Source organism: Streptomyces luteoverticillatus (assembly GCF_003970715.1).
GTDB classification, from domain to species: Bacteria; Actinomycetota; Actinomycetes; order Streptomycetales; family Streptomycetaceae; genus Streptomyces; species Streptomyces abikoensis.
Genome location: NZ_CP034587.1, coordinates 5752785 through 5778407, shown reverse-complemented (window position 1 = coordinate 5778407; position 25623 = coordinate 5752785). Strand labels below are relative to the sequence as shown.

24 protein-coding genes are annotated in these 25623 nt (G+C 74.0%); 18 read left to right on the top strand and 6 right to left on the bottom strand.

What is annotated here, in order from left to right; all coding sequences use genetic code 11:
• Positions 1–7: 7 nt before the first annotated feature.
• The 4 genes from EKH77_RS25815 to EKH77_RS25800 are packed head-to-tail and all read left to right on the top strand — an operon-like array spanning position 8 to position 4969.
• Positions 8–1039: an ornithine cyclodeaminase family protein gene (locus tag EKH77_RS25815; RefSeq protein WP_126916685.1), complete on the top strand. Its 1032-nt coding sequence runs from the start codon at positions 8–10 to the stop codon at positions 1037–1039.
• Positions 1040–1050: 11 nt separating this feature from the next.
• Positions 1051–2433, top strand: a complete 1383-nt coding sequence (locus EKH77_RS25810) for a Y4yA family PLP-dependent enzyme (RefSeq protein ID WP_240667532.1) — start codon at positions 1051–1053, stop codon at positions 2431–2433.
• Between the two features lie 44 nt (positions 2434–2477).
• Positions 2478–3542 carry a cysteine synthase family protein gene (locus EKH77_RS25805; protein ID WP_126916684.1) on the top strand — a complete coding sequence of 355 codons (1065 nt, stop codon included), beginning with the start codon at positions 2478–2480 and terminating at the stop codon, positions 3540–3542.
• On the top strand, positions 3542–4969 hold the full coding sequence (locus EKH77_RS25800) for an MATE family efflux transporter (RefSeq protein WP_126916683.1): 1428 nt from the start codon (positions 3542–3544) through the stop codon (positions 4967–4969). The genes EKH77_RS25805 and EKH77_RS25800 overlap by 1 nt, the downstream gene beginning before the upstream one ends.
• Positions 4970–5025: 56 nt before the next feature.
• Here EKH77_RS25800 and EKH77_RS25795 read toward each other — a convergent pair whose 3' ends face one another.
• Complete coding sequence (locus EKH77_RS25795; protein WP_126916682.1) at positions 5026–5985, bottom strand: ScbA/BarX family gamma-butyrolactone biosynthesis protein; 960 nt, start codon at positions 5983–5985, stop codon at positions 5026–5028.
• 109 nt (positions 5986–6094) lie between these two features.
• On the opposite strand from EKH77_RS25795, the gene EKH77_RS25790 reads away from it, so the two are divergent.
• Positions 6095–6724 (top strand): ScbR family autoregulator-binding transcription factor, encoded by a 630-nt coding sequence (locus tag EKH77_RS25790; RefSeq protein ID WP_126916681.1) that lies wholly within the window; start codon positions 6095–6097, stop codon positions 6722–6724.
• Positions 6721–7659, top strand: coding sequence for an NAD-dependent epimerase/dehydratase family protein (locus EKH77_RS25785; RefSeq protein ID WP_126916680.1), 939 nt, complete (start codon positions 6721–6723; stop codon positions 7657–7659). The genes EKH77_RS25790 and EKH77_RS25785 overlap by 4 nt, the downstream gene beginning before the upstream one ends.
• Before the next feature lie 85 nt (positions 7660–7744).
• On the opposite strand, the gene EKH77_RS25780 is transcribed toward EKH77_RS25785, so the two are convergent.
• On the bottom strand, positions 7745–8326 hold the full coding sequence (locus EKH77_RS25780) for a TetR/AcrR family transcriptional regulator (RefSeq protein WP_164737859.1): 582 nt from the start codon (positions 8324–8326) through the stop codon (positions 7745–7747).
• 240 nt (positions 8327–8566) lie between these two features.
• On the opposite strand from EKH77_RS25780, the gene EKH77_RS25775 reads away from it, so the two are divergent.
• Complete coding sequence (locus tag EKH77_RS25775) at positions 8567–9793, top strand: IS701 family transposase (RefSeq protein ID WP_240667531.1); 1227 nt, start codon at positions 8567–8569, stop codon at positions 9791–9793.
• A 103-nt stretch (positions 9794–9896) separates the two neighbouring features.
• Here EKH77_RS25775 and EKH77_RS25770 read toward each other — a convergent pair whose 3' ends face one another.
• From EKH77_RS25770 to EKH77_RS25755, 4 genes are read right to left on the bottom strand one after another with little or no spacing between them, the layout of a single operon-like run.
• Positions 9897–11129: a NikS protein gene (locus tag EKH77_RS25770; RefSeq protein ID WP_126916678.1), complete on the bottom strand. Its 1233-nt coding sequence runs from the start codon at positions 11127–11129 to the stop codon at positions 9897–9899.
• A 39-nt stretch (positions 11130–11168) separates the two neighbouring features.
• The gene (locus EKH77_RS25765) at positions 11169–12137 is read right to left on the bottom strand and encodes a PLP-dependent cysteine synthase family protein (protein ID WP_126916677.1); all 969 of its coding nucleotides are present in this window, start codon (positions 12135–12137) and stop codon (positions 11169–11171) included.
• 50 nt (positions 12138–12187) lie between these two features.
• Positions 12188–12796, bottom strand: a complete 609-nt coding sequence (gene epsC / locus EKH77_RS25760) for a serine O-acetyltransferase EpsC (protein ID WP_126916676.1) — start codon at positions 12794–12796, stop codon at positions 12188–12190.
• A gap of 5 nt (positions 12797–12801) precedes the next feature.
• On the bottom strand, positions 12802–14145 hold the full coding sequence (locus EKH77_RS25755; protein ID WP_126916675.1) for an MFS transporter: 1344 nt from the start codon (positions 14143–14145) through the stop codon (positions 12802–12804).
• A 452-nt stretch (positions 14146–14597) separates the two neighbouring features.
• On the opposite strand from EKH77_RS25755, the gene EKH77_RS25750 reads away from it, so the two are divergent.
• The 11 genes from EKH77_RS25750 (at position 14598) to EKH77_RS25705 (ending at position 25595) form a co-directional block, all read left to right on the top strand.
• Positions 14598–15476: a TauD/TfdA dioxygenase family protein gene (locus tag EKH77_RS25750; RefSeq protein WP_126916674.1), complete on the top strand. Its 879-nt coding sequence runs from the start codon at positions 14598–14600 to the stop codon at positions 15474–15476.
• Positions 15473–16285, top strand: a complete 813-nt coding sequence (locus EKH77_RS25745) for an HpcH/HpaI aldolase family protein (RefSeq protein WP_126916673.1) — start codon at positions 15473–15475, stop codon at positions 16283–16285. The genes EKH77_RS25750 and EKH77_RS25745 overlap by 4 nt, the downstream gene beginning before the upstream one ends.
• Before the next feature lie 85 nt (positions 16286–16370).
• Positions 16371–17336 (top strand): PLP-dependent cysteine synthase family protein, encoded by a 966-nt coding sequence (locus tag EKH77_RS25740; protein ID WP_126916672.1) that lies wholly within the window; start codon positions 16371–16373, stop codon positions 17334–17336.
• A gap of 90 nt (positions 17337–17426) precedes the next feature.
• On the top strand, positions 17427–19250 hold the full coding sequence (asnB, locus tag EKH77_RS25735) for an asparagine synthase (glutamine-hydrolyzing) (protein WP_126916671.1): 1824 nt from the start codon (positions 17427–17429) through the stop codon (positions 19248–19250).
• Positions 19247–20302, top strand: coding sequence for a PrpF domain-containing protein (locus EKH77_RS25730; RefSeq protein WP_126916670.1), 1056 nt, complete (start codon positions 19247–19249; stop codon positions 20300–20302). The genes asnB and EKH77_RS25730 overlap by 4 nt, the downstream gene beginning before the upstream one ends.
• On the top strand, positions 20272–21417 hold the full coding sequence (locus EKH77_RS25725) for an acyl-CoA dehydrogenase family protein (protein WP_240667530.1): 1146 nt from the start codon (positions 20272–20274) through the stop codon (positions 21415–21417). Before EKH77_RS25730 ends, EKH77_RS25725 begins: the two co-directional genes overlap by 31 nt.
• The gene (locus tag EKH77_RS25720) at positions 21405–22841 is read left to right on the top strand and encodes a dihydroorotase (protein WP_126916669.1); all 1437 of its coding nucleotides are present in this window, start codon (positions 21405–21407) and stop codon (positions 22839–22841) included. Before EKH77_RS25725 ends, EKH77_RS25720 begins: the two co-directional genes overlap by 13 nt.
• A gap of 5 nt (positions 22842–22846) precedes the next feature.
• Positions 22847–24058 (top strand): FAD-dependent monooxygenase, encoded by a 1212-nt coding sequence (locus tag EKH77_RS25715; RefSeq protein ID WP_240667529.1) that lies wholly within the window; start codon positions 22847–22849, stop codon positions 24056–24058.
• A 37-nt stretch (positions 24059–24095) separates the two neighbouring features.
• Complete coding sequence (locus tag EKH77_RS33975; protein WP_240667528.1) at positions 24096–24686, top strand: NADPH-dependent FMN reductase; 591 nt, start codon at positions 24096–24098, stop codon at positions 24684–24686.
• A gap of 54 nt (positions 24687–24740) precedes the next feature.
• Positions 24741–25031: a hypothetical protein gene (locus EKH77_RS25710; protein ID WP_126916668.1), complete on the top strand. Its 291-nt coding sequence runs from the start codon at positions 24741–24743 to the stop codon at positions 25029–25031.
• Between the two features lie 111 nt (positions 25032–25142).
• Positions 25143–25595 carry an RrF2 family transcriptional regulator gene (locus EKH77_RS25705; protein ID WP_126916667.1) on the top strand — a complete coding sequence of 151 codons (453 nt, stop codon included), beginning with the start codon at positions 25143–25145 and terminating at the stop codon, positions 25593–25595.
• The last annotated feature ends 28 nt before the right edge of the window (positions 25596–25623 follow it).

The following is a 25623-nucleotide window of genomic DNA, read 5'->3' as shown; positions in this document are numbered from 1 at the left end:
ACCGCCCATGACGGACACCTCCCCCGCCGCCCCGGCCCACGACTCCCACCGAATACGCGACGACAAGGCCCTGACCGTCCTGTCCACCAGCGACGTCGCGGGCATCGACATCACGCCCGCCGACGTCCTCGCCACCGTGGAGAACGCCTACCGCACCCTCGCCGCCGGCCGCTCCGACAACCCGCGCAAGCTCACCGTCAAGCCCGGCGACGGCCACTCCGTCGCCTACGCGATGCTCGGCCGCGACGGCTCCCGCGACGTCGTCGCCGTCAAGACCTCGTACAAGCACGGCCTCCACAGCCCCCGCGACGCGCAGCACTACTACACCACCCTCACCCTCTACGACGACGTCACCGGGCTGCCCCTGGCGATGATGGACTGCGGCCGGATCGGCGCCCTGCGCACCCCCGCCGTCTCCGCGCTGCTGGCCCGCGAGTGCGCGCCGCCCGGGGCGCGGGCCGCGCTGGTGATCGGCACCGGCACCCAGGGCCGGCTGGCCCTGCCGTTCCTGCTGACGGCGCTGCCGGGCCTGGAGCGGCTGATGCTCCACGGCACCCACCCCGACGGCATCACCGCCGTCCGCCGCCAGTTGCGCGCGTATTTCCCCGGCCGGGACGTGGAGATCGTCACCGACCTGCGGGAGGCCGCCGGGGCCGCCGACATCGTCGTCGCCACGGCCGGACCCCACACCCCCGCCGCCGTGGAGGCGTCCTGGCTGCGGCCCGGCGCCCTGGCCGTCCTCGTCGGCCACGGCCTGGCACCCTCCACCCTCCACGAGGCCGACCGCGTGGTGGCCACCAGCGAGGCCCAGATGCGCGTCACCGGCACCGACATGGCCGACGCCGACGGCGAACTCCCGGCTGTCGACGCCGAGTTCCCGGCCGTCCTCGCCGGGGACGCCCTCGGGCGCACCGCGCCGGACCAGCGGGTCTTCGCCTACAACAGCGGCCTGGTCGTCACCGACATCGCGCTCGGCCACCGGTTCGCCCAACTCGCCCTCACCCAGGGCCTGGGAACGCGGGTGCCGCTGTGGCAGTGACAACCACCGCGGTGACAGCCACCGCAGTGACGACGACCCGGGCGGCGGCCGCCCCTCCGCTGCCCGCCCACCCGGATCCCGAGGCGTCGGCGGTACTGGAGAGCGGGCTGCTCCAGGAGCTCTCCTACGCCTTCGACGGACCGTTCCACTTCCTCCTCCCCGACCGCTTCGACACCAACCTCGCCGCCTTCCGCGCCGCCCTCGCCGAGGCCGGCGTGGCGGGCCGGGTGTACTACGCGAAGAAGGCCAACAAGGCGGCCGTGTGGGTCGAGCGCTGCGCGGCGACGGGCGCGGGCGTGGATGTCGCCTCCGCCGGGGAGTTGCGCGAGGCCCTCGCCCACGGGGTGCGCGGCGAGGACATCACGGTCACCGGCCCCGCCAAGCACGAGCAGTTGCTGCGCGTCGCCGTGCTCCAGGGCGCCCTCATCGCCGTCGACTCCCCCGGTGAGCTGGACCGCGTCCTGGCCCTGACCGGCGGGACGACCCGCCCGGCCCGGGTGCTGCTGCGCCGGCTGCCGCCGGACCAGCCGCACAGCCGCTTCGGGCTCGACGACGAGGAGACGGCCGCCGCCCTGCGCCGCTGCGCGGCCGCCGGCCCGGCCGTGAGCATGGAGGGCTTCAGCTTCCATCTGTCCGGTTACGCCCTGCGGCCCCGCGCCGACCTGGCCGGCCGGCTCGTCGACGAGTGCCGGGCGGCGCGGGCCCTGGGCCTGCGCGCCGACCGGATCAGCGTCGGCGGCGGCTTCGCCGTCGACTACGCCGCCGCCGACGACTGGCACGGCTTCCTCGCCGAGCAGCGGCCCGAGCACTACCACGCGGGCAAGGCGTTCACGGCGGGCGACTTCTACCCCTACCACTCCCCGCTCGCCGGGGCGGGCGTCCTGCGGGCCGTGCTGGCCACCACCCCCGAGGGGCACTCCGCGAGCCTCGCCCGGCTGCTCCGCGACGCGGGCGTGACCCTGATGCTGGAGCCGGGCCGCGCCCTGCTGGACCGGGCGGGCGCGACCGTCTTCCGGGTGCTGGGCGTCAAGGAGCGGGACGGCTACGCCGTCCTCACCGTGGACGGCAGCAGCCTCAGCCTCTCGGAACAGTGGTTCAACAGCGAGTATTTGCCGGATCCCGTGCTGCTCACCGAGGCCGGCCCGGCCCGGGGCCCCGCCGTCGTCGCGGCGTGCGTGGGCGGGGCGACGTGCCTGGAGTCCGACATGGTCACCTGGCGCAAGGTGCCCCTGCCCGCCCGGCCCCGGGAAGGCGATCTGCTGGTCTACCCGAATACGGCCGGCTACCAGATGGACTCCAACGAGTCGCCCTTCCACGACCTTCCGCTGCCCCCCAAGGTCGTCGTCGACCGTCCGGCGGGACGGCCGCGCTGGCGCCTCGACCGCCACGCCTGACCCCTCCGCCCGTCACGTACAAGCCCGACAGGAGCCCCTGATCCATGAACGCGGCACTCACCGCCCGCCCCGCGCCGGTTCCCCCGTCCGCCGCGCCCGCCCGGCCCGCCGTGGTCACCCGTGTCTCCGAACTCATCGGCCACACCCCGCTCCTGGAGCTCTGCCGCACCGCGGACGGCAGCCGGCTGCTGCTGAAGCTGGAGATGTTCAACCCCATGGGCACCGCCAAGATCCGGATGGCCCGGCAGATGGTGCTGGACGCCGAGGCCCGGGGCGAACTGCGCCCGGGCGGCCGGATCGTCGAGTCCACCTCCGGCAACACCGGGCTCGGCCTGGCCGTCATGGCCGCCGAGCGCGGCTACGCCTTCACCGCCGTCGTCGACCACCACGCCAGCGCCGACAAACTGCGCGCGATGCGCGCGCTGGGCACCGAGCTCGTGTACGTCACCGACGACGGCACGGACGAGCTGGCCACCGCCGCCCGGGAGGAGCTCGCCGAGAGCCTCGCCCGGGGACGCGACAACACGATCTTCACCGAGCAGCACAACAACCCCAGCAACGGCGTCGGTTACGCGGCCGTCGCCCATGAGCTCCACGATGCCCTGGAGGGCCGCGTGGACGTGCTCGTCGCCGCCGTCGGCACCGGCGGGGCCCTGTGCGGCACCGCCCGCGAGCTGCGCCGGCTCGTCCCGGAAGTACGGACGGTCGGGGTGGAGCCCAAGGGGTCCATCGCCTTCGGCGGGCCCGCGCACGACTACCACCAGTCGGGCACCGGCACGCCCGAGGGCGCCGAGATCGGCGCGCTCGTGGACTTCTCGCTCATCGACGAGGGCGTCAAGGTCGGTGACGTCGAGGCGTTCGCCACCTGCCGCGCGGTGGCCCGCACCGGACTGCTCATCGGCGGCTCCGCCGGCGGCGTCGTCCACGAGGCGCTGCGGCGGCTGCCCTCGCTGCCGCCGGGCAGCACGATGGTCGCGCTGGTCAACGACGGTGGCGAGAAGTACCTGGACACCGTCTTCGACGACGGCTGGATGGCCGCCCGCGACCTCCTCGACCCGGTCGTGGAACGCGAGGTCGGCGACCTCCTCGGCACCCTGCGCGGCCACTGATGCCCTCGGTGCCCGCCGCCCTGCCCCGGCTGCTGCGCGACAGCCGGGCCCTGGCCGTGCTCGCCGTCCCGCTCGTCCTCACCCAGCTCGCCCAGGTCGCGCTCACCACGACCGACACCGTGATGATGGGCCTGCTCGGCACCGGGGAGCTGGCGGCGGGCGGCCTCGCGATCGTCGTCTTCAACCAGGTGCGCACCATGGGCGTCGGCCTGGTGACCTCCGTCGGCAACCGCGTCGCGGCGGCGGCCGCGCGCGCCGGGACGTCCCCCGAGCGGGCCGCCGCTCCGGGGCCGGACGACGAGGTCGCCGCCGTCGCCCGGGCCGGTCTGGCGGTGGCGACGCTCGCCGGTGTCGCCGGGGCCGTCCTGATGGTCGTCATCGGCCAGTGCCTGTCCCTGCTGGGCCAGGACGCGGAGGTCGCCCACCGGGCCCGGGCGATGCTGGTGGCCCTCGCGCCGGGGCTGCTGCCGTGCCTGTGGTTCCAGGCGGTGCGCCAGTTCACGGTCGGGATGCGGCGGCCGCAGGCGCTGCTGCGGATCACGCTGGCGTCCGTGGCCGTCAACGCGGGGCTCAACTGGGTGTTCGTCCACGGCACCTGGGGGCTGCCACGGCTGGGGCTGACCGGCATCGGCGTGGCGACGTCGCTGGTGCACCTGCTGTCCTTCCTCGCCCTGTACGCCTCGACGCGCCGGGACCCGGTGCTCGGCCCGTGCCTGAGCGCCCGGGTCCTGGGCGCGGACCGCGCCACCGTGCGGCGGCTGATCGGGCTGGGCGTGCCGATCGCGGCCACCTACGGCTCGGAGGCGGGGTTCTTCTCGCTGACGGCGCTGATGGCCGGTTCCTTCGGCAGTGCGGCGCTCGCCGCGCACACGGCCGTCAACCAGCTCGTCTACATCGTCTTCCAGGTCGCCGTGGGGCTCTCCCACGCCGCCTCGATCAACGTCAGCCGCGAGCTGGCCCTGGGGGACGTCGCCGCGGCACGGCGGCTGAGGACCACCGCGCTGGCCTGCGCCGCCGCCGTCATGGCGGTGGTCGGCGGCTGCTATCTGGCCTTCCCCGGGGCGGTGTTGCGGCCGTTCCTCGACTCCGGCGCGGCGGGGGACGGCGACGCGCTGTCCATCGCGACCGGGCTGCTCGCGGTCGTCGCCGTCCTGCAGTTCTTCGACTGCGCGCAGAACATCGGCGTCGGCCTGCTGCGCGGCCTGGACGACACCAAGGGCGGCTTCCGCGCCACGCTCGTCGGCTACTGGCTCGTGGGGCTGCCCGCCTCGCTCCTCCTCGGGTACGCGGCGGACCTGCGCACCCTCGGCCTGTGGCTCGGGCTGCTGGCGGGCCTCGCCACGACGGCGGCGCTGCTGCTGCGCCGCTACGCGGCGGGCCTGCGCGCCCGGAGCGGCGCGGTCGCGGAGGCGGTGGCCACGGGCTGACCACACCCCCGGTCCCGGTGAGGGCGGTTCACGTCCGCCCTTACCGGGACCGTGCCTCAGACGCCGGACCGGCCGGCCGTGCTGGTGACGACCGCGGAGAACGCCTCGCGGTCGTTCTGGCGTGCCGTGACCCGGGTGCGGGTGAGGGCGCCGTCGTCCTGCGGGAGGACGGTCGCCTCGATCCAGCAGGGGCTGTCGAACTCCACGTACTGGCTGAAGACGGTCTCCAGGCCCAGGACGGCGCCGTGGTCCGGGCCCGTGGCGGCGAGCGCGGCCTGGCGGGCGGCTTCGAGCAGCAGCATGCCGGGGGCGTGGTCGACGGGGTGGTCGAAGAGCACGGGGTGGCTGGGGTCCACGCGCAGTTGCCAGACGCCGTCGGCGTCGGTGGGCGAGAGGACCACGTCGTGGAAGCGGTCGCGGCCGACGCGCACCGGGGCCAGGGGCGGGGCCAGCGGCACGGCCCGGGAGACGACGGACGGGTCGCCGTACTCGCCGCGCAGCCGTCGGTAGACGGCCGGGGCGTGGCTGGTGAAACGGGCCCGGGCGATGCCCAGGGGCGCGCCGTCGCGGAGGGCGGTGACGTCCATCACCAGCGCGGAGAAGCGGCCCTGACGGCGTTTGACGTCGCTGCACGTGATGCGCAGCTCTATCTCGGCCGGGGTGGCGGCCACGGCCGTCGCGGCGGGGTCGAGCTCGTAGCGGAAGTGGTCCCAGATCAGGTGGTGGCCGAACGGGGTGTCGTAGGCCAGGTGGGACAGCAGGGGGATGGTCTGCCGTACGGTCTCGGCGAAGAGGAGCGGGTCGTAGCGGCCGTCGACCGGGGTGTAGAAGCTGTGGGTCCGCGGCCACTGGGCGCCGATCGTGAAGGTGTCGTCGGCGACGCGCTCCCATCCGGTGAGGAGGACCTCGGCCATGGCCGCCTTGTGGACGTACTGCCGGGGCACACAGGTGGTCAGGCCGTGCGGCGTGGAGGGGATGGAGCTCAAAACAGGGGCTTGCTGAACCAGATCGTGCATAACCGACTTCCCGGACGCTCTAAAGCTGCTGCTGCTCTGTCTCTGACGCTGGAGCCGTAAGATAAAGGGTGTTCGTTTTGTTTGTCGAGAGATCACAGGGAGTCACCTCATGGCGAGGCCCAGACAGGACCGCGCGGTGAGGACCCGCGCGGCCATCCTCCACGCGGCCGCGGAGGTCTTCGACGAGCTCGGGTTCAGCGGCGCCAGCGTCAGCAAGATCATCGCTCGGGCGGACGCCACCCAGGGCGCGATGTACTTCCACTTCAAGTCCAAGGAGGACCTCGCCCGGGCGGTCATGAACGAGCAGGGCGAGGGCATCGTGATGCCCGAGGGCGAACCCGGCCTCCAGCACCTGATCGACATCACCCTCCACCTGGCGACCGAGCTCCAGAGCAATGTGCTGCTGCGCGCCGGCGTCCGACTCGCCGTCGAGCAGGGAGAGTTCGGCGTCCAGGACGACACCGCCTACCAGGAATGGGCCGCCCGCTTCCACGAGCAGCTGGTCGCCGCCCGGGACCGCGGCGAGCTCCTGCCCGAGGTGAACGAACGGGAGCTGGCCTGGGTCCTGGTGAGCTGCTACACCGGCACCCAGCTCTTCTCCCAGGTCTCCACCAACCGCGCCGACCTGCCCGAGCGCGTGGCCCTGCTGTGGCGCTACCTGCTGCCCGGCGTCGCCACGCCGGAGGCCCGCGCGCGGCTCGTCACCGGCCCCGGCGCGGCCGGGACGGCCCGCCGGTGAGCGGGCCGCTGGTCGCGCTGACCGGCGCCACGGGGTTCATCGGCTCCGCCGCGCTGCGCGAACTCGGCCGACGGGGCGTGCGCGTGCGCGCGTTGACGCGCCACCCCGGCCCGGACACGGACCCGCTCGTCGAGCGGTTCACCGGCGACCTGACCGACCCCGGCTCGCTGCGGGGGCTGTGCGAGGGGGCCGACGCCCTGCTCCACCTGGCCTCCTGCGTCTCCCCGGACGAGAGCCTGTGCGAGGCGGTCAACCACCGGGGCGCCGTCGCGCTGGCCGCCGAGGCCCGCCGGGCGGCGGTGCCCCGCGTCGTCGCCCTGTCGACCGCGGCCGTCTACGGACCGGGTCCGCACTCCGGGCCGGACGTCGACGCGATCCGGCCCGCGCCCATATCGCCCGCGAGCCGCACCCGGCTGGCGGGCGAGGCCCCGATGCTCGAGTGCGGGGCCGTGGTCCTGCGCCCGGGGCTGGTGCTGGGCGCGGGCGACCGCTGGGTGGTACCGGCCCTGGCCGAGCTGCTGCGCCGGGTGCCCGCGCGCTGGGACGGCGGGCGCGGCCTGCTGTCGGCCGTGGACGTCACCGATCTGGCGCGGCTCGTCGCCGACCTGGCGTGCGGGCCGCACGCCGTGCCGGCGGGCGTCCACCACGCCAGCCACCCGGTCCCGGTGCGCAACGGCGGCCTGATGGACGCCCTCGCCGAGCACGCCGTCCTGCCGCGCGCCGAGGCCGACTGGCCGTGGCAACGCTGCCTGGAGAGCCTGCGGTTGAACCCCGGGCGCATGAGCGAGCGTCAGTTCGCGCTCCTCGCCCGCGACCACTGGTACGCGAGCACGGAGGTGTGGCGGGCGGCGGCCTGCGCGCCGGGGCCGGGCGTCCTCGCCCGGCTGGAGGAGGCGGCACCCTGGTACCGGCGGCACGTGGCGCCTACGGCGTGAACGCAGGCCGACCGACCGGTCCGGTACGCATCTGCCGGTGCGTCGTGGCTGGTCGCGCAGTTCCCCGCGCCCCTTCGGGGCGCGGTCAGCCGCGGACCGGGAGGAGCACCAGGTCCCAGATCCGGGCGAGCTGCCCGCCGACGTCCACCGCCGGGCGCCCGGCATCCGCGGCCGAGGCGCGTATCTGCGCCTCCGCGCCCACGATCAGATGGCTGACCAGGTCGGCGACCACCTCCGGCCGCGCCACCGGCGGCAGCACGCCGGACGCCCGGGCGCGCTCGATCAGCGCGTGCGCGGCCGGCCGCCACGCGGAGGTCCAGGCCCGGCCCCCGGCGCGCTCACGGGTGAGCCGGGCCGCCGAGCGGACCATCGGCTCCTCCTCCATCAGCGCGGCCAGCGCCAGGGTGAGCGCCACCAGGCCGTCCACCGGGTCGCCCGCCGGCGTCAGCGCGTCGCGCACCCGGGCCTCCGTCAGGATCCAGCCCTCGTCCTGCACGGCGTCGGCGAGTTCGCCCTTGGTGGCGAAGTGGAAGGTCAGCGCCCCCATGGACATCTCGGCCGCCGCGCGAATCTGGGACAGGGACGTGCCGTCGTAGCCGTTGCGGTCGAAGGCGCGGGCCGCGGCCCGGACGAGCGCCGAACGGGTCCGTACGGCGCGCTCCTGCATGACCATGCTCCCTCCAGACATTCACCGCCATGGGCCATGGGACCGCGCCATTGCGGAACGACGGCTTCAACTTGCCGGTGGAAGACCGGCGTTCAACCACCTTACGGCCATGATCGTCGGGCTCGGCACTCCTTCCCGGTTTCGAAGGTCACACCCCGGGGGTTTTGAAAACAAAGCGATCGTTCTCTATTCTTTCGCTCGCGGCCGGGCTCTGCCGTCCGCGTCAGAAGGGACCGTGCGATGGCTGTGCACCATTCGACCCGCCCGTTCACCCCGGGCACCGCTTCACTCGTCTCCTTCGCCGAAGAGGTCTTCGGCTACCTGCCCCGCGCCGACCAGCGGCGCTGGGCCCACGCCTATCTGGAGGGGCTGCTCACCACCCCGGGCAAGAAGACGGTCCGCCGCCTGGCGGCCGCCGTCTCCGCCTCGCCCACGGCCTCGCAGTCGCTCCACCAGTTCGTCAACGCCAGCCCGTGGGACTGGGGACCGGCCCTGCGCTCGCTCGCCCACTGGACCCTGCGGCGGACCGTCCCCCGGGCCTGGACGATCGGCACGGTGGTCGTCCCCAAGCGCGGCGAGAGCTCGGTGGGCGTCCACCGCCGCTTCGACCCCGCCTCGGGCCGCACCGTCAACTGCCAGTTCGGCGTGGGGATCTTCCTGTCCACCGACACCGAGCCGGTGCCGCTCGGCTGGCGGATCCTGCTGCCCTCCCGCTGGACCGACGACGACACCCTGCGCGAGCGGGCCCGCATACCGGAGTCCAGCGTGGGCGACCGGCCCGCCTCGGCGCAGGTGCTCGACCTGGTCCACACGCTCCACTCCCGGACCGCCGCCACCCCGCTGCCCGTCGTCGCCGACATGAGCTCCTGCACGGAGGCGGCCTCACTGATCCGCGGACTCGACCGCGCCGGCTGCGACTTCGTCGTCGCCGTGCCCCCCGCCCTGGCCGTGCTGCCCGGCGGACGCCCGCGCGGCGACGGCCAGGACGCGCCCGTCCCCGTGCGGCGGCTGGTCTACCAGGGCGACGGCTTCGGCGAGGTCCCCGCCCCCCTGGGCGCCCCCGGCGCGGCCCCGGCCGGGCAGCCGCGACGGCTGCTCAACGCCCTGGTCCGGCTGCCGGAGCGGCCCGGCGCCCGGACGGGCACGACGACGCCCCCGGCGTACCGGGCGTTCGCCCGCCGCGTCCCCGGCCGGCAGGCCGACGAGCCCGTGTGGGTCACCAACCTCACCCGGCACTCCGCCGAGGAACTCGTGGCCCTCACCGGGCACCACGCCCGGACGACCGGCGCCCTGCGGACCCTGGAGGACGACTTCGGGCTGCGGGACTTCGAGGGCCGGTCCTTCCCCGGCTGGCACCACCACATGACGCTGGTCTCCGCCGCCTTCGCCTACAGCCGGCTGGCCGACGCGGCCGCCGCGGCCGCCGCGCGCGTGGACCGGCCGCTGGCCGTCGTCCGGTCGGCCTGACGACCCGCCGCGCGGCCCCGGCGGACCACCGCCCGGGCCCGGCCGCCGGTCCCGAGCGACCGACCGCGCCGGACCGTACGTGCCACGCCCACGCCCCGCCCGCTCAGCGGACGTCGAGCCCCGCGAGGAACCACTCCTCCAGCGCCCGTATCCGCGCTTCGCACTCCGCGCGGTCCGCGCCCGCCACCACGAAGGCGGCCAGGAAGTCCCCGGAGTGCCAGGCCTCCTCCATCCGGTCCCCCGGCGCCGCGAAGTACTGGTGCTTCACCACCCCTTCGGGCATCCCCGCCGGGTCGGGCAACCGGTGGACCGTGCCGGGCCGCCGCGTGAACAGCAGCTGACCGCCGACGCGCTCCGGCTTCCCGCCGCCCTCGTAGGGGAAGTCCAGCCCCAGCTGACGGCGGACCGGCGGCTCGGCCGGGTCGAAGCCGAACATCGCGCGGTGGACGTCCCGGACGCCCGCGCCGCCGGCGCGGCAGGCCGCCTCGCACAGCACCAGCTCGTCGTCCGGGGTGTGGAACACCTCGATGTGGAAGGCGAAGTGCTCGCTGCCCCCGAACTCCGCCAGCAGCCGCTCGCCGAAGGCCGTCAGCCGGTGGCGCAGCGGGTCGTCGGCGTCCAGGGCGATGTCCATGCGCCCCTCGCGCTGGGTGTAGTCGGCCAGGACGTAGGTGTAGCGCGAGGGCCACATGGTGACGACGCGACCGTCGAGGACCACGCCGTCGATGTGGCACATGCCGCCCTCGACGAACGCCTCCACCAGCCAGGTGGGTTCCTCGCCCGGCGCGGCGAGGTGGTCGCCCGCGAGCCAGCCGGTGACCTCGTCGGCGGTGCGCAGCACGGCCAGGTCGATGGAGCCGGCGCCGCGCCGGGGCTTGACGACCACGGGCAGGCCGTGGACGGCGACGAAGTCCGTGAGGTCCTCGGGGGCGGCCAGGAGCGCGTGGTCGGCGACGGGGATGCCGGCGCGGACGGCGGCGCGCTTCATCTCCCACTTGTCGCGGTAGGGCACGACGTCCTCGGGGCGCGGGCCGGGCAGGCCGTAGCGCACGCGCAGCCGGGCGGCGCGCTCCAGGTCGTTCTCCTGGCAGGCGACGATGTCGGTCACGCCGAAGCGCTCGACGAGCTCGGCGGCCCGCTCGGCGACGCGGGGGCTGGTGTCGTAGCCGGGCAGCGCCTCGGCGTGGGTGAAGGGCGCGGCGGTGGGCAGTTCCTCGCCGTGCACGGCCAGTTGTTCGCTGGAGGCGAGGACGACGACGCCTGCGTCGTAGCCCTCCAGCCACTGCTCGTAGGGGTTGGCGCGGAACGATCCGCGGTGGAGGACCAGGGCGGTCATACGGTCACCTCGTCGGGGGCGGAAAACGGACGGTGGGGCTCAGGACTCGTTCCAGAGGCTGACGTAGCGCTCGCCGGTGTCGGGCAGCACGGTGACGATGGTCTTCCCCGCGTACTTGGGGAGCCGGGCCAGCCGGGCGGCGGCGTCCACGGCGGCGCCGGAGGAGACGCCGACGAAGAGGCCCTGCCGGGTGGCCAGGGCCTTCGCCGCGGCCAGCGCGTCGTCGTCGCCGCAGGTCAGTACGTGGTCGATGAGCGATTCGTCGGTGGTGGGCGCGACGAAGCCGCCGTTGAGGCCGGGGATACGGTGCTGCCCGCCGAAGCCCCGGGAGAGGACGGGCGAGCCCTCCGGCTCCACGGCGACGACCTCGATGCCGGGGTTGCGCTCCTTGAGGTAGCGGGCGCAGCCGGTGATGGTGCCGCCGGTGCCGACGCCGGCGACGAGCACGTCCACCTTGCCGGCGGTGTCGGCCCAGATCTCCGGGCCGGTGGTCTCGTAGTGGGCCAGGACGTTGTCGTCGTTCTCGTGCTGGCGGGAGTACCAGCAGCCGGGCGTCTCCGCGTGGATCTCCTCGGCCTTGGCGATGGCGCCGGGGAAGCCGTCCTCGCTGGGCGTCTGCACGACCTCGGCGCCCAGCGCCTTGAGCAGGCCCACCCGTTCGGGGGTGGCGCTGTCGGGCAGGACGACGACGCAGCGGTAGCCGCGGGCGGCGGCGAGGGCGGCCAGCGCGATGCCGGTGTTGCCGGAGGTGGACTCCAGGACCGTGCCACCCGGGAGGAGCTCGCCGCGCTCCTCGGCGCCGAGGATCATGCGCAGCGCGGGCCGGTCCTTGCTGCTGGAGAAGGGGTTGACGGACTCCAGCTTGGCGAGGACCTCGACGGACGGGTCGGCGCCCTCCGGGTACAGCCGGACGAGGGGGGTGCCCCCGATGAGGTCCTCCAGGCCGTCGGCGATCCGGCGGGTGCCGGTCGTCGTGGGGCCGGGCTGGGTGGTGGCGGCAGCGGCCATGGGTGGGTCTCCTACTCGAGGCGTGGTGGGTGGGGGGTCGGCGGCGCGGTTCACCAGGAGCCGGCCGAGGCGAGCAGGCGTACGGGGTCGGTGGCCGGGGTGACGTCGCCGCCCGGGGTGCGGATCACGGACGGGGGCGCGTAGACGCGGGCGTCGGCCGGGATGTCCTTGGTGACGGTGGCCATCGCGCCGATCAGCGCGCCGTCGCCGACGGTCACCGGGCCGAGCACGGTGGCGTTGGCGCCGAGGATGACGCCGTCGCCGACGACGGGGTGCCGGCGCTCGCCGTCGGGGCGGGCGTTGTCGTTCCACCAGCCGACGGCCCCCAGGGTGACCTGGTGGAAGATGGTCACGTCGTCGCCGATGACGGCGGTCTCGCCGATGACGACGCCGCAGCCGTGGTCGATGAAGACCCGGCGGCCGAGGACGGCACCGGGGTGGATCTCCACCCCGGTGTGCCGGCGGGCGCCGTGGGCGACGAGCCGGGCGGCCAGGCGCAGCCCGCGCCGGTGGAGCCGGTGGGCGACCCGGTGGGCCCACAGCGCGGGCAGCGCCGCGTGCAGTACGCCCTCCCGGCGGTTGCGGATGGACGGATCGCGCTCGACGACGACGTCGAGGTCCTCGCGCAGCGTCCGCAGCAGTCCGGGCTCGGTGGGCATGGGACTCAACTCCTCCTGGTACGACGGGTGGGCGATGCGGCCGCGCCGGACACCGTCCCCGTGGGCTCGCCGGGGGTCTCCGCGTTCCCCGGCTCCGCGCTCCCCGCTTCGGGGGCGGGCCGGACGGCGTGGGCGGGCAGGCGCGGCTCCAGCCGCAGCATGGCGAGGCTGCCGAGCAGCACCCCGCCGGCGAGCAGCAGCCAGGTCAGGTTCGCGGAGACGGCCAGCAGGGTGGTGAACAGGGCCGGGGCGGCCGCCTTGGCGACCGACCAGGACAGGTAGTAGACGGCCAGGTAACGGCCCCGCAGGGCGTCCGGCGCGGCATCGGTGGACAGGGCGCCGGAGGACGGGCTGTGCAGCAGCTCGCCTCCGGTGTAGAGCACGGTGGTCAGCAGCAGCCCGGACACCAGGACGACGCCGCCGTCCAGGGCGGACAGCACCGCGAAGCCCAGGAAGGACGCGGCGAAGACCACACCGCCCATCGCGGAGACGCGGGTGCGCCGCCACTTGGACGTCCAGGAGTTGACCGGCACCTGCGCCAGCGCCACCAGCACGGTGTTCACGGTGAACAGCAGGCCGGGCAGGGACGCCGACGCGTGGAGCGTCTGGGTGGTGTAGACGGGCAGGATGACGCTGAGTGAGGAGTAGCAGAACGCCAGCGGCACGGTCGCCAGCGTCAGCCCCAGGTAGGGCCGGTCGCGCAGGACGGCACCGTATCCCCCGGAGGCCTTTCCGTCCGCCTCCGTGGTGTTGGTGGTGGCGGCCGGGACGCGCCCGGAGGGCAGGCCGGCGATCAGCACGGCCGCCAGCGCGAGACCCGCGCCGCTGCCCAGGACGACCGCGTGGTACGCCCAGTCCGCGTCGGCGGCCAGCGCGAGGCTGGCCAGCAGGCCTCCCACGCCGAAGCCGGCGTTGCGCAGGCTCGACTGGGTGGCGATCATCCGCTGCCGCTCGGCGCCCTGGGCGAGTTCGGATATCAGGGCCTGGATGGACGCCTGGAACGAACGGTCCCCGACGGCGACGAGGGTGGCGGCGGCCAGCAGTTGCCACCACTGGTGGACGAACGGATAGCAGACGAACCCCACGGCGCGCACGGCGAATCCGACCGCCACCACCGTACGGGCCCCCAGCCGGTCGACCAGCGCCCCGAAGAACGGGCTCACGGCCAGCCCCACCAGGGCGGCGACGGTCAGGGCGCCGCCCACCTGTCCCAACGGCAGCCCCGCGACCCGGTGGAAGTACAGCAGGGACACCGGGACGTACATGCCGCCGCCGACGGCCTCGGCCGACACGGCGGCCAGATAACGGTAGCGGGGGAACGTGCCCTTGCCTGGGCTCGTGGGGCTCACGGGAACTCCTTGGTTGCCGGCGGAGTTCACCGACTCCGCGCGCTGCTTGCCGAACAGAGGGCAATTCTCGCTTGGGCGAATGGAGCCAACCACGCGGGGCCCAGAGCGGCAACATCCGGATAGCTGCCCATGACGACTTCAGCGACTTGCCGAAGTCGCGGACTTGCCCAAGTAGCGGCCCCACTTCGGCAAGTCGCTGAAGTCGCATCGAGCCCGCCCCGAGCCCTTGCCGCCCCTCCGACCGGCATGGTTGGCTCCAACTCGCCAGGGACGGCCCGCATTGCGAGCGGAGCCGCTTTCACCGCGGAACACGGCGGTCCCGGTATTTCGTGAAGCCACGGGCCGCTGTTGGGATCCGAATTCCCCGGAAGGCGTCCGGCGGTGACAGTCGAATTCCTGCCTCCCAGTGGCGCCGGTCAGCAGTGCCGTCGCGCCCCCGAAAGGAATGAATGGTGTCCAGCTTTGAAATCCGCAAGGTCGGCGGCCGGATCGGCGCCGAGGTCCTCGGCGTCGACCTCGGCACCGGCCTGACGGACTCGGTGTTCGCCCGGATCCACGAGGCCTTCCTGGAGCACAAGGTCCTCTTCTTCCGGGACCAGGACATCACCGACGAGGCGCAGCTGGAGTTCGCCGGCCGCTTCGGCCCGCTCACCCAGAAGCACCCCATGATGCGGACGGTCGACGGCGCCCCCCAGGTCATCCCGATCGACGGCGAGGACCAGCGCGCCAACCACTGGCACACGGACATCAGCTTCACGCAGGCCCCGTCGCTGGGCACCACCCTGCGCGCCATGGTGCTCCCGCCCTACGGCGGCGACACGATGGTCGCCAACGGCGCGGCCGGCTACAAGGACCTGCCCAAGGAGCTCCGGGACATCGCCGACAAGCTGTGGGCGGTGCACACCAACCGCGCCGAGCAGCCGAAGCTGGGCACCGAGCGCGGCGAGGAGGTGCGCAAGGCGTTCATGGCCAAGCGCTTCGAGGCCGCGCACCCGGTGGTCCGCGTCCACCCCGAGTCCGGTGAACCGAGCCTGTTCCTGGGCGGCTTCGCCCAGCGCTTCGTCGGCATGACCCAGCGCGAGTCCCAGGGCCTCATCGACGTCCTGCAGGGCTACGTCCGCCGCCCGGAGAACACCGCCCGCTGGACCTGGCGCGTCGGCGACGTCCTGATCTTCGACAACCGCGCCACGCAGCACTACGCGATCAACGACTACGACGACCACAAGCGCGTCCTGCACCGCGTGTCCATCACCGGCGACGTGCCCGTGGGCCTCGACGGCCGCACCAGCTACGTCATCGAGAACGGCGTCGAGGACGGTGAGGGCGAGTGACCACCACCGCGCACACCACCTCGCACACCGACGGGCGTCACGACCCGGCCACGTTCGCCGCGCGGCTGCGCCGCCGCGAGCGCCTGCTGGGCTACTGGATCGCCTGTGACAACCCGGCCGGTACCGAGCGCATCGCCGGCGTCGGTTACGACTACATCGGCGTCGACGGCCAGCACGGTGTGATGCACCGGGCGGGCTGGCAGACGGCCATGCTCGCCGTGGACGCCCGGCAGGTCTCCGCCGGCGTCCTGCGCGTCCCCTCTGTCGACCCGATCGCCATCGGCACGGCCCTGGACTCGGGGGCGCGCGGCGTGGTGGTGCCGATGGTGAACACCGCCGAGGAGGCGTCGATCGCGGCCCGCGCCTGCCGGCACCACCCCCGGGGCACCCGCAGCCTGGGCGGCCCGGTCCGCGGCGAGCTGCGGATGGGCTCGGTGCCCGCCGAGGTCGACGAGGCCGTCGCCTGCATCGTGATGATCGAGACGGCCGCCGCGCTGGAGAACCTCGAGGCGATCTGCGCGACGCCCGAGCTGGACGCGGTCTACGTCGGCCCCGCCGACCTGTCCGTGGCCCTGGGCGCCAGGTTCTTCGGCGACCCGGACGTCGCGGAGGCCCTGGAGGACGCGCTGAAGCGGATCACCGACGCCGCCGAGCGCGCGGGCATCGCCTGCGGCATCCACGTCCTCAAGGGCGCCGACGCCAAGCGCCGGCTGGCCGAGGGCTTCACCTTCGCCACGGTCTCCAGCGACATCACCCACCTCCAGGAGGCCGCCGTCACCCACCTCGCCGCCGCCCGCGGCGAGGCCTGACGGACCCCCGGCAGGGCGGCCCACGGGCCGAGCCGCCGAGCCACCGAACCACAGCGATGACACTGCGATGAAAGCTGGAGCTTTGATGACAGGGAACGCGCCCTCCCCCGCCCCCGCCCGGGCCGCGCGCCGGATCGTCCGGTCGGCGGAGGAGCTCGTCGGCGACACCCCGCTGATGGAGGTCCGCCTCCCGGGCGTGCCGGAGTCCGCCCGGCTCCTGGCGAAGCTGGAGATGTTCAACCCGCTGTCCAACGTCAAGGACCGCCCCGCCCTCTACATGATGCGCGAGGCCGAGCGGTCGGGCGTGCTGGCCCCCGAGGGCGGCACGGTCATCGAGTGCTCCTCCGGCAGCACGGGCATCTCGATCGCGGCGCTCAGCGCCCAGCGCGGCCATCGCTGCATCATCGTGATGCCGGACAACGCCACCGAGGAACGCCGCCAGATCCTCCGGGAGTTCGGCGCGGAGATCGTCCTCGTCCCCCACCAGGACGGGCTGCTGCCCGCCTGGCGGTACGCCGAGGAGCTCCAGCGCTCCATCCCCGGCTCCTGGCTGGCCCACCAGGACGAGAACCCGGCCAACCTCCGCGCCCACTACGAGACCACGGGCCCGGAGATCTGGGAGGCCACCGGTGGCGACGTCGACGTGCTGGTGTGCGGCGTCGGCACCGGCGGCACCCTGATGGGCGTGGCCCGCTACCTCAAGGAGCGCCGCGACGTCCACGTGGTGGCCGTGGAGCCGGCCCGTTCGGCGATCCTCTCCGGCGGGGAGGCCGGGCCCCACGGCATTCCCGGCATCGGGGCCGGCTACGTCTCCGACATCATGGACCTCGAACTGATCGACGAGGTCGTCGCGGTGCCGGACGACGCCGCCGCCGACACCACCCACGAGGTCAACAGGGCCACCGGCCTGCTGGCCGGCATCTCCTCGGGCGCCGCCGCGTACGCGGCCCGGCTCCTCGCCCAGCGGGAGCGCTGGGCGGGCTCGACCATCGTCACCGTCTTCCCCGACACCGGGGAGCGCTACCTCTCGATGGCCCGCGACCAGGCCTGACGCCCGTACGGCACCCGGCGGCCGGGCGGCCCCCGCGCCTCGCCCGGCCGCGCACATCCTCTTGGCTCCACCCCGGAACGGACACCTCTTATGTGCCGCATCTACGGCTACTTCAACGCGATCGCGTCCCCCCACGAACTGAGAACGGTCGCCGCGCTCCAGCGGCACGGAGGCCCGGACAGCAGCGGCTCGGCCCGGGACGCCGGCTGGGGCATCGGCAACAACCGGCTGGCCATCGTCGACCTCGACGGCGGCGTCCAGCCCTACGGACGGCCCGGCCGCTACCAGGTCGTCTTCAACGGCGAGATCTACAACCACAACGAGCTGCGCGCCCGCCTGGAGGCGATGGGCCACACCTTCGCCGACCGCTGCGACGGCAGCATCATCCCGGCCCTGTACCGCGAGTACGGCCTGGACTTCACCGACCACCTCGACGGCATGTACGCCCTCGCCCTGGTCGACGAGCGCGGCGAGCGGCCCAAGCTGATCCTGGCCACCGACCACATCGGCATGAAGCCGCTGTACTACCGCTGGGACGCGGCCGAGCGCTCGATCCACTTCTCCTCCGAACTCCCCGCGCTCCTGGGCTTCTCCGGCGTCCCCGCCGGCCTGCGCTCCGAGGGCCTGGACGCCTACCTGGCGACCAAGACGCCCTTCGGCGAGGAGACGATGTTCGCCGGGATCCACGTGCTGCCGCCGTCCACCACGATGGTGATCGAGGCCGGCGAGACCCCGCGCGTCATCCACCGCCCGCAGCGCGCCGAGACCACCCGGCAGGACGACGAGTCGGCCGCCGGCGAGCTGATCCAGGGCCGGCTGCGCACCGAGGTGAAGAGCCTCCTCAACGCCGACGTCCCCGTCGCCGTGATCACCTCCGGCGGCCTGGACTCCAGCCTGGTCACCGCGCTGGCCGCCGAGCACGGCCCGGTGGACTCCTTCAACATCGCCTACAAGGGCGACTGGCCGTTCGACGAGCGGCACTTCGCCCGCCAGGCGGCCGAGCGCGCGAACGCCACCTACCATCAGGTGGAGATCGACCCGGCGAGCTTCCCCTCGCTGCTGGAGGACGTCGTCTGGCACCTGGGTCAGCCCAACGCCGACCCCATCACGCTGAGCACGTTCTCCCTCTTCCGCGCCGTGCGCGACGCCGGCTTCAAGGTGGCGCTCACCGGTGACGCGGCCGACGAGATCTTCGGCGGCTACTCCCGGATGCGCGCCGCCGCCCAGGCCGCGGCGACGGGCGCCGAGTGGTACCAGGAGTACGTCGACGAGCTCGGCGTCCTGCCCGCCCACCGCCGCGCCTCGCTCTACACCGACGAGTACCGGTCGCTGATCGCGGGCACCGACGCCATCCCGGCCGACGCGCTCACCCAACTCCGCTCGGGCGAGGGCACGGTGCTGGAGCGCATCACCGAGTTCGAGCTCGGACACCGGCTGCCCGCCTACCACCTGCGCCGCGTCGACCACCTGAGCATGGCCAGCTCCGTCGAGGCCCGGCTGCCGTTCTGCCAGCGCGGTGTCATCGCGCCGGGCCGGGCCCTGCCGGACGCGCTGCGCATCCGCGACGGCAAGGTCAAGCGGTCCCTGTACGCGGCGGCGGCCGGTCTCGTCCCCGACGACGTCCTCAACCGCCCGAAGCAGCCCTTCACCCTCCCCATCACGGCGATGCTGGCGCCGGGTTCGGCGCTGTGGGAGTACGCGCGGGACATGCTGAACCCGGGCCGGCTCAAGGACGCGGGCCAGCTGGACGTCCAGGCCGTCGAGCGGCTGTTCGCCGTCCAGGCGGAGCGGCCGGACGACACCACGTCGCTGACCCTGTGGGCGCTGCTGGTGCACGAGGTGTGGCGCGAGCTGTTCCGCCGCGCGGCCCTGGGGCCGGTGGCGGCGGCCGGGCGCACGGCGGTCCCCGCATGATCGGCCATCTCGCCTACGCCTCGGGCAGCCCCTGCCCGACGGTCGTCCTCGACGCGGGCCTGCTGGGCCCGGACGAGGAGGCCATGCGGCGGGACCTCACCGCGGTCCGGCGCTATCTGACGGAGGCGGGCGGCTCCCACGTCCTGAAGATAGCGCTCGTCCGGCCCTCCGAGCACCCGATGTTCGACCTGGACTACCGCTTCGTGCAGGCGCTGCCCGGCGGCCCGGACCGCTTCGACTTCCGCGGCTCCTGCGGGCATTCGATCCTCTCGGCGGTCGTGGCGGCCGCCCGGTCGGGGATGCTGCCGAAGCTGACGCCGGGCGGCCGGGTGCGGGTGAACGTCCTCAACAACGGCGACAGCGTGGTGTGCGAGGTGGACGCCGTCGACCGGGACGAGGTCCGCTTCACCGTCTACTTCGTCCAGCCGGGCGGGGTCGCGGTCTCGCGGCTGCTGCTCACCGGCGAGGCCCGCACCGAGCTCGCGGTGGACGAGGGGAACGTCACGGTGTCCCTGGTGTCCTCCGGCAACGCCTACGCGTTCGTGGACGCACGGCAGTTGGGGATCGCCGACCACACCGCGCTGTTCTCCGCCGGGAGCGAGCTGTTCGACCGGATGGCGCGGATCCGAGCGGCGGCCGCCGCCCATCTGGGCTGGTCCCCCGAGGGCGCGTTCCCCAAGATCGCGGCGATCGTGCCGATGGAGCCGGGCCGGCTCGCGGCGCGCGCCATCTCGGTGCCGTCCTGGCATCCGACGATCGCCCTGACCGGGGCGGTCTGTCTCGGCGCCGCCACCCGGGTGCCCGGCACGATCCCCTGGGCCATGGCCCGGGAGCAGGGCCGCGCCGACGGTCTGATCGACATCACCACACCCGGCGGTGACACGGCGGTCACCGCCACCACGCTCGAGACCGCCGGGGAGCCGGCGCTCACCTGGGTGGGCGTGGGACGCAAGCGGGTCGTCTTCCAAGGCTCGTTCGTGCTCGAACCTCTCGCCCATCTGCAATTCGAGGAGATTGCCCAATGCCTGGCACTGTCAGCGACGTCCGCATGACGGACATCCGCACGAGGACGGAGATCACCCCCGCCCTGCGGGCGCGGCTTCGCGAGTCCGCGGAGCAGACCGCGCTGAGCGGGGCCCCCGACCACGAGGTGCTCGCCGAGCTGCGGGCCTCGGGCCTGCTGGCCACGGCGGTCCCCGCCGAGTACGGCGGCGCGGGCGGCGACGCCCGGCAGATCAACCGGGTCGTCGAGGAGATCGCGACCGTCAACCCCTCGGTGTCCATCATCGCCTTCCAGCACTTCGCGGTGAGCGCCCGGATCGCCGAGTGGGGCACCGAGGAGCAGAAGCGGGAGCTGCTGCCGCGGCTCGCCGACGGCACGTACCTGGCCGCCTCCGCGTGGAGCGAGACGGGCGCGGGCGCCGCGAAGCAGAAGCTCGCGAGCACCGGCACCCGCCGCCCGGACGGCACGTGGGTGCTGAACGGCGCGAAGTCCTTCACCACCGGCGCCTCCGTCGCCGACATCTACCTCGTCCTGGTCCAGACCGAGGAGCCGGAGGCGGACACCACCCGGGTGTACGGCTCGGTGGGCCAGACCTTCTTCCTCGTCATGGGCGAGAACCCGGGCTTGGTGCCGGACCTGAGCCTGGACCTGGTGGGCATGCGCGGCTCGGCGACGGGCTTCGTGTCGCTGGTGGACTGCGTGGTCGGTGCGACGGACATGCTGGGCCCGGAGGGCCGGGCGCCGGAGATCATCGCCGGGGTGCGGGAGTCCGGGGCCACCCTGGGCGCCGTGGCCGTGGGCACCGCCCGGGCCGCCCTCGACCTGGTCGTCGACCACGTGGAGCGGCGCGGCCTGCTGGAGAAGGCGACCGTGCGGCACCGGCTGGTGGGCCTGGCCACCCGGCTGGAGTCGGCGCGCGCCATCGTCGAGCGCGCCGGCGCCCGGACGTCGGAGGCCCCGGGCCTGACGACGCTCCACAGCAAGCTCCACGCGTCCACCGAGGCGGAGGAGATCTGCCTGGAGGTGGCCCGGATGCTCAGCTCCGCCGGCTACGTCACCGGCTCGCGGCTGAACCGGCTGCTGGCCGACGCGCGCGCGGTGGCGCTGATGGGACCGACGAACGACCTCGCCCGAGAGCTGGTGGCTGTGTCATGGCAGAACTGAACGAGACAGAGCTGAACAAGGCTGAACTGAACGAAAACCTGGACCTGGTCGTCACCGCTCGCCGGCTGGTCACCCCGGAGGGCGTCCGCCCGGGCCGGGTGCTGATCGCGGGTGGCCGCGTCCTGGCCGTCGAAGACGTGGACGACGCGGACACCGTGCCGGCGTCCGTGCCCCGGATGGACGCCGGGGACCACTACGTCCTGCCCGGCCTCATCGACTCCCACGTGCACTTCCGCACCCCCGGTCTGACGCACAAGGAGGACTGGGAGCACGGCAGCCGGGCCGCCGTCGCCGGCGGCTTCACCACCGTGATGGACATGCCCAACACGGTCCCGCCGACGCTGACCGAGGAGGCCGTCCGCGAGAAGGCCGCGATGATCGCGGGCCACTCGCTGGTCGACCACCGCTTCCACATCGGCCTCGACCCCGAGCGCCCCGAGCTGCTGGCCACGCTGGACCCCGAGGTCGCCACGAGCGCCAAGGTGTTCATGGCCGGGCACCACACCGCCCCGACCGTGGTCCGCGACCCCGTCGCCCTGGAGAAGGCGTTCGTCGCCGCCGCCGAGGGCGGGGTGCAGCTGGTCCTCCACGCCGAGGACGACCTGCTCTTCCAGCTGCTCGACGGCTGGTGGGGCGACCCGGAGAACTACCGCGAGTACGAGGCCCGCCGGCCGCGCAGCGGCGGCATCGCCGCCGTGGCCCGCGTCATCGAGCTCGTCCGCCGCCACGGCACGAAGGCGCACATCCTCCACCTGTCCAGCGCGGAGGAGGCCGACCTGGTGAGCGCCGCCCGGGCGGCCGGGCTGCCGGTCAGCTTCGAGGTCACCGGCCACCACCTGTCGTTCACCGACGAGGACACCAAGCGGCTCGGCGCCCGCACCCGGCTGTCGCCGTCCATCCGTCAGCAGGCGGACCAGGACCGGCTGTGGGAGGCGCTGCGCTCCGGTCACTCCGCCACGATCGGCAGCGACCACGCCCCGCACACCGTCGAGGAGAAGACCCAGACGGTCCAGAAGTCGCCGCCCGGCCTGCCGGGTGTGCAGGAGCTGGCCGTCGGCGTGTGGACGGGCATGCGCCGCCGCTGGCCGGACGAGAACCCCGACGTGGCGGTCGCCCGCCTCGTGCGGCACCTCGCCGAGGGCCCGGCGGACCTGTTCCGCCTCCCGGGCAAGGGCCGGATCGTCCCGGGCGCCGACGCCGACCTGGTGTTCTTCGCGCCGGACGCCACCTGGATGCTCTCCGCCCACGACGTCCGCGCCAAGTGCGGCTGGTCCGCGTACGAGGGCTGGACGATGACCGGCCGCGTCGAGCGCACCCTGCGCGCCGGCAAGGTCGTGTGGGACGCCGCCACCGGCGAGTTCGGCGACTACGACGGCCGCTGGCTGTCCTGCGCCCCCGCCGCCGTCGAGACGGAAGGGGTGTGACGAGCATGGAGCGCAAGCGCACAGCGATCGTCGCCGGCGGCGGCATCGGCGGCCTCGCCGCCGCCGCGGCCCTGGCGGGCGCCGGCCTGGACGTCACCGTCATCGAGCGCGCCGCGCACATCGGCGACGTCGGCTCCGGCCTGATGGTCTACGCCAACGGCGTCCGGGCGCTCGACGCGATAAGCCCCCTGCTGGGCGAGCGCGTCCGCGCGACCGGTCACCCGACCGTCCCCGGCGACGTCCGCCTGCTGATGGACTCCGCCGGGAACACCCTCTCCGAGGAGCCCATCGGCGACATGGGCGAGCGCCTGGGCGCCCCGCAGATCCCGATCCTGCGCACGGCCCTCCAGACGGCCCTGCTCGACGAGGCGCTCGCCGCCGGCGCGGTAGTGCGGCTCGGCACCACCGTCGAGGGCCACACCGGCCGCGCGGACGGGGTGAGCGTACGGCTGTCGGACGGCAACACCCTGGAGGCGGACCTCCTGGTGGCGGCCGACGGCATCAAGTCCGTCATCCGGCAGGCGATGCTGGGCGACGGCGCCCCGACGTACCGCGGCTACACCTCCGTCCGGGGCCGGACCACCGGATCGCCGCTCTACCCGCGGCCGTTCGTGGCCAACGGGCGGGGCATCCAGCTCTTCGTCGCCCCCGTCGGCGCCGACACGATGTACTGGGCGGCGAAGATCACCGCCGAGCCGGGGGTGTGGCCCGCGAAGGGCCGCGACGTGGCCCTGAAGGAACTGGTGGCGGCCCTCGACGGCTGGCACGAGCCGTTCAGGCGGCTGATCCTGGACGCCGACCCGCAGGACGTCGCGGTCACCGACATCCACGACCGCGACCCGGCCCCGTACTGGACCTGTGGCCGGGTCGCCCTCCTCGGCGACGCCGCGCACCCCATGGTCCCGGCCATGGGCCAGGGCGCCAACATGGCCCTGGAGGACGCGGTCACCCTCGCCGCCGCGCTCGGCGCCCACCAGGACGTGGACACCGCCCTGCGCGTCTACCAGGAGCAGCGCCTGGAGCGGACCTCCGCCGTCGTGCTCCACTCGCGCCGCCAGGGCGCCCTCGACCAGGGCGCCAGCCGGGACGAGGAGCGCGCGCGGAACGACTTCATGCGGTCCCACGGCCGCAAGGACGAGGCGATCTTCGACGTCGTCGCCTGGCGTCCCGAGGACATCCGGCTCGAAGCCGGCCAGCCCCTGCCGGCAGCCGGCTGAGGGACACAGCTCACACTTCATGGAAGGTTGCCGCAGCGTGCAGACGCCACACATCGTACTGATCAGCGGGTCGCTCCGGGCCGGGTCGACCTCCGACCGCATCGCCGACTGGTGCGCGCGGGAGTGCCGGGAGCAGGGCGCCACGGCCCGGACGTTCACCGGCGGGGAGATCGACTTCCCGTTCTACCGGCCGGGGATCTCCGGGGACCACGCGGGGATCACCGAGTTCCTCGACGAGCTCGGCCGGGCCGACGGCGTGATCCTGGTCTCGCCGACCTATCACGGCACGCTGTCGGGCCTGCTGAAGAACGCCCTGGACTTCGTCAACGACCTCGCCGGGCCCCGGCCGTTCCTCGACGGCCGCGCCATCGGCTGCGTCGCCGTCGGCGCCGGCACCCAGGGCGCGGTGACCACCCTGGAGACGCTGCGCACCATCGGCCACTCGCTGCGCGCCTGGCCGACCCCGCTCGGGGTGGTCCTGCCGAACGCGGGCTCGCTGAGCGCCGAGGGCACCCCGGGCGAGCCGCACCACCGGGAGAAGATGATCGAAATGATCTCCCAGGTGCTGACGGTGAGCCGGGCCCGGGCGCTGGAGCAGGACCGATTCCCGGCACCGGCCGCGGCCTGACAGCACTTCACCACCTTTTACTCACCTACCACTTGAGATTCAGGGAGACAGAACATGTCCGCAGCGGACGCCCCCGCACAGCCCTTCTCCATCGGCCCGATCTGGCGCGACTCGAACGTCCGCTCCGGCCCGTCGCTGGAGAGCCCGGTCCAGAAGCTGCTGCTGCCGGATGACGGCGTGAGCTACGACGCGCTCGGCTGGGTGACGGGCGACGAGGTCGTCGAGGGCGAGAACCCCAAGGGCGTGATCATCAGCGACATCTGGTTCGAGCTCGCGATGGGCGGCTGGTGCAGCGCCGTGAACTTCGACCAGGAGACCGTCGCCCGGGTCGTCGCGGGCCACTGAGGCGCCGACCGTCCGGCCACGCGTGCTGCCGCGCCACCCCCGTGCGCGGCAGCACGCGTCCCGCCACCCTTTAATTGGACTCTCATAATCGCATTAACTAGGGTGAGTGATGTGCGACTGACCAAGAGCACCGACATCGCCCTGCGCATCGCCATGCGCCTGGCCGTGACGGACGACGCGGGGGACTCCGCGGCGCCCACCACCCGCGAGGTGGCCGGGGCCGTCGGCGTGCCGTACACCCACGCCGCCAAGGTGGTCAGCCGCCTCCAGCACCTGGGCGTCGTCGAGGCCCGCCGGGGCCGCGGCGGCGGGCTCGCCCTCACCCCCGCCGGGCGCGGGTGGTCGGTCGGCCGCCTGCTGCGCGAGCTGGAGGGCACGGGCGACGTCGTCGGCTGCGAGGACGACCCGCCGTGCCCGCTGCGCGGCGCCTGCCGGCTGCGCGGAGCGCTGCGCGAGGCCCAGGAGGCGTTCTTCGCGACGCTGGACCCCCTGACCATCGAGGAGCTGACGGTCCCGCCGACGGGCCCGCTCCTCCTCTCCCTCACCACCCGCCCGGAGCACTAGAGCCCCGAGCCCCGCACCACCACTCCCT

Bases quoted from the DNA above. Each gene is read 5' to 3' on its own strand.
- EKH77_RS25770 (WP_126916678.1), bottom strand. From the start codon at position 11,129: ATGACCGCCCTGGTCCTCCACCGCGGATCGTTCCGCGCCAACCCCTAC.
- EKH77_RS25720 (WP_126916669.1), top strand. From the start codon at position 21,405: ATGGCAGAACTGAACGAGACAGAGCTGAACAAGGCTGAACTGAACGAA.
- EKH77_RS25725 (WP_240667530.1), top strand. From the start codon at position 20,272: ATGCCTGGCACTGTCAGCGACGTCCGCATGACGGACATCCGCACGAGG.
- EKH77_RS25815 (WP_126916685.1), top strand. From the start codon at position 8: ATGACGGACACCTCCCCCGCCGCCCCGGCCCACGACTCCCACCGAATA.
- EKH77_RS25790 (WP_126916681.1), top strand. From the start codon at position 6,095: ATGGCGAGGCCCAGACAGGACCGCGCGGTGAGGACCCGCGCGGCCATC.
- EKH77_RS25795 (WP_126916682.1), bottom strand. From the start codon at position 5,985: ATGCACGATCTGGTTCAGCAAGCCCCTGTTTTGAGCTCCATCCCCTCC.
- EKH77_RS25730 (WP_126916670.1), top strand. From the start codon at position 19,247: ATGATCGGCCATCTCGCCTACGCCTCGGGCAGCCCCTGCCCGACGGTC.
- asnB (WP_126916671.1), top strand. From the start codon at position 17,427: ATGTGCCGCATCTACGGCTACTTCAACGCGATCGCGTCCCCCCACGAA.
- EKH77_RS25710 (WP_126916668.1), top strand. From the start codon at position 24,741: ATGTCCGCAGCGGACGCCCCCGCACAGCCCTTCTCCATCGGCCCGATC.
- EKH77_RS25805 (WP_126916684.1), top strand. From the start codon at position 2,478: ATGAACGCGGCACTCACCGCCCGCCCCGCGCCGGTTCCCCCGTCCGCC.
- EKH77_RS25780 (WP_164737859.1), bottom strand. From the start codon at position 8,326: ATGCAGGAGCGCGCCGTACGGACCCGTTCGGCGCTCGTCCGGGCCGCG.
- EKH77_RS25800 (WP_126916683.1), top strand. From the start codon at position 3,542: ATGCCCTCGGTGCCCGCCGCCCTGCCCCGGCTGCTGCGCGACAGCCGG.
- EKH77_RS25765 (WP_126916677.1), bottom strand. From the start codon at position 12,137: ATGGCCGCTGCCGCCACCACCCAGCCCGGCCCCACGACGACCGGCACC.
- EKH77_RS25740 (WP_126916672.1), top strand. From the start codon at position 16,371: ATGACAGGGAACGCGCCCTCCCCCGCCCCCGCCCGGGCCGCGCGCCGG.
- epsC (WP_126916676.1), bottom strand. From the start codon at position 12,796: ATGCCCACCGAGCCCGGACTGCTGCGGACGCTGCGCGAGGACCTCGAC.
- EKH77_RS25775 (WP_240667531.1), top strand. From the start codon at position 8,567: ATGGCTGTGCACCATTCGACCCGCCCGTTCACCCCGGGCACCGCTTCA.
- EKH77_RS25715 (WP_240667529.1), top strand. From the start codon at position 22,847: ATGGAGCGCAAGCGCACAGCGATCGTCGCCGGCGGCGGCATCGGCGGC.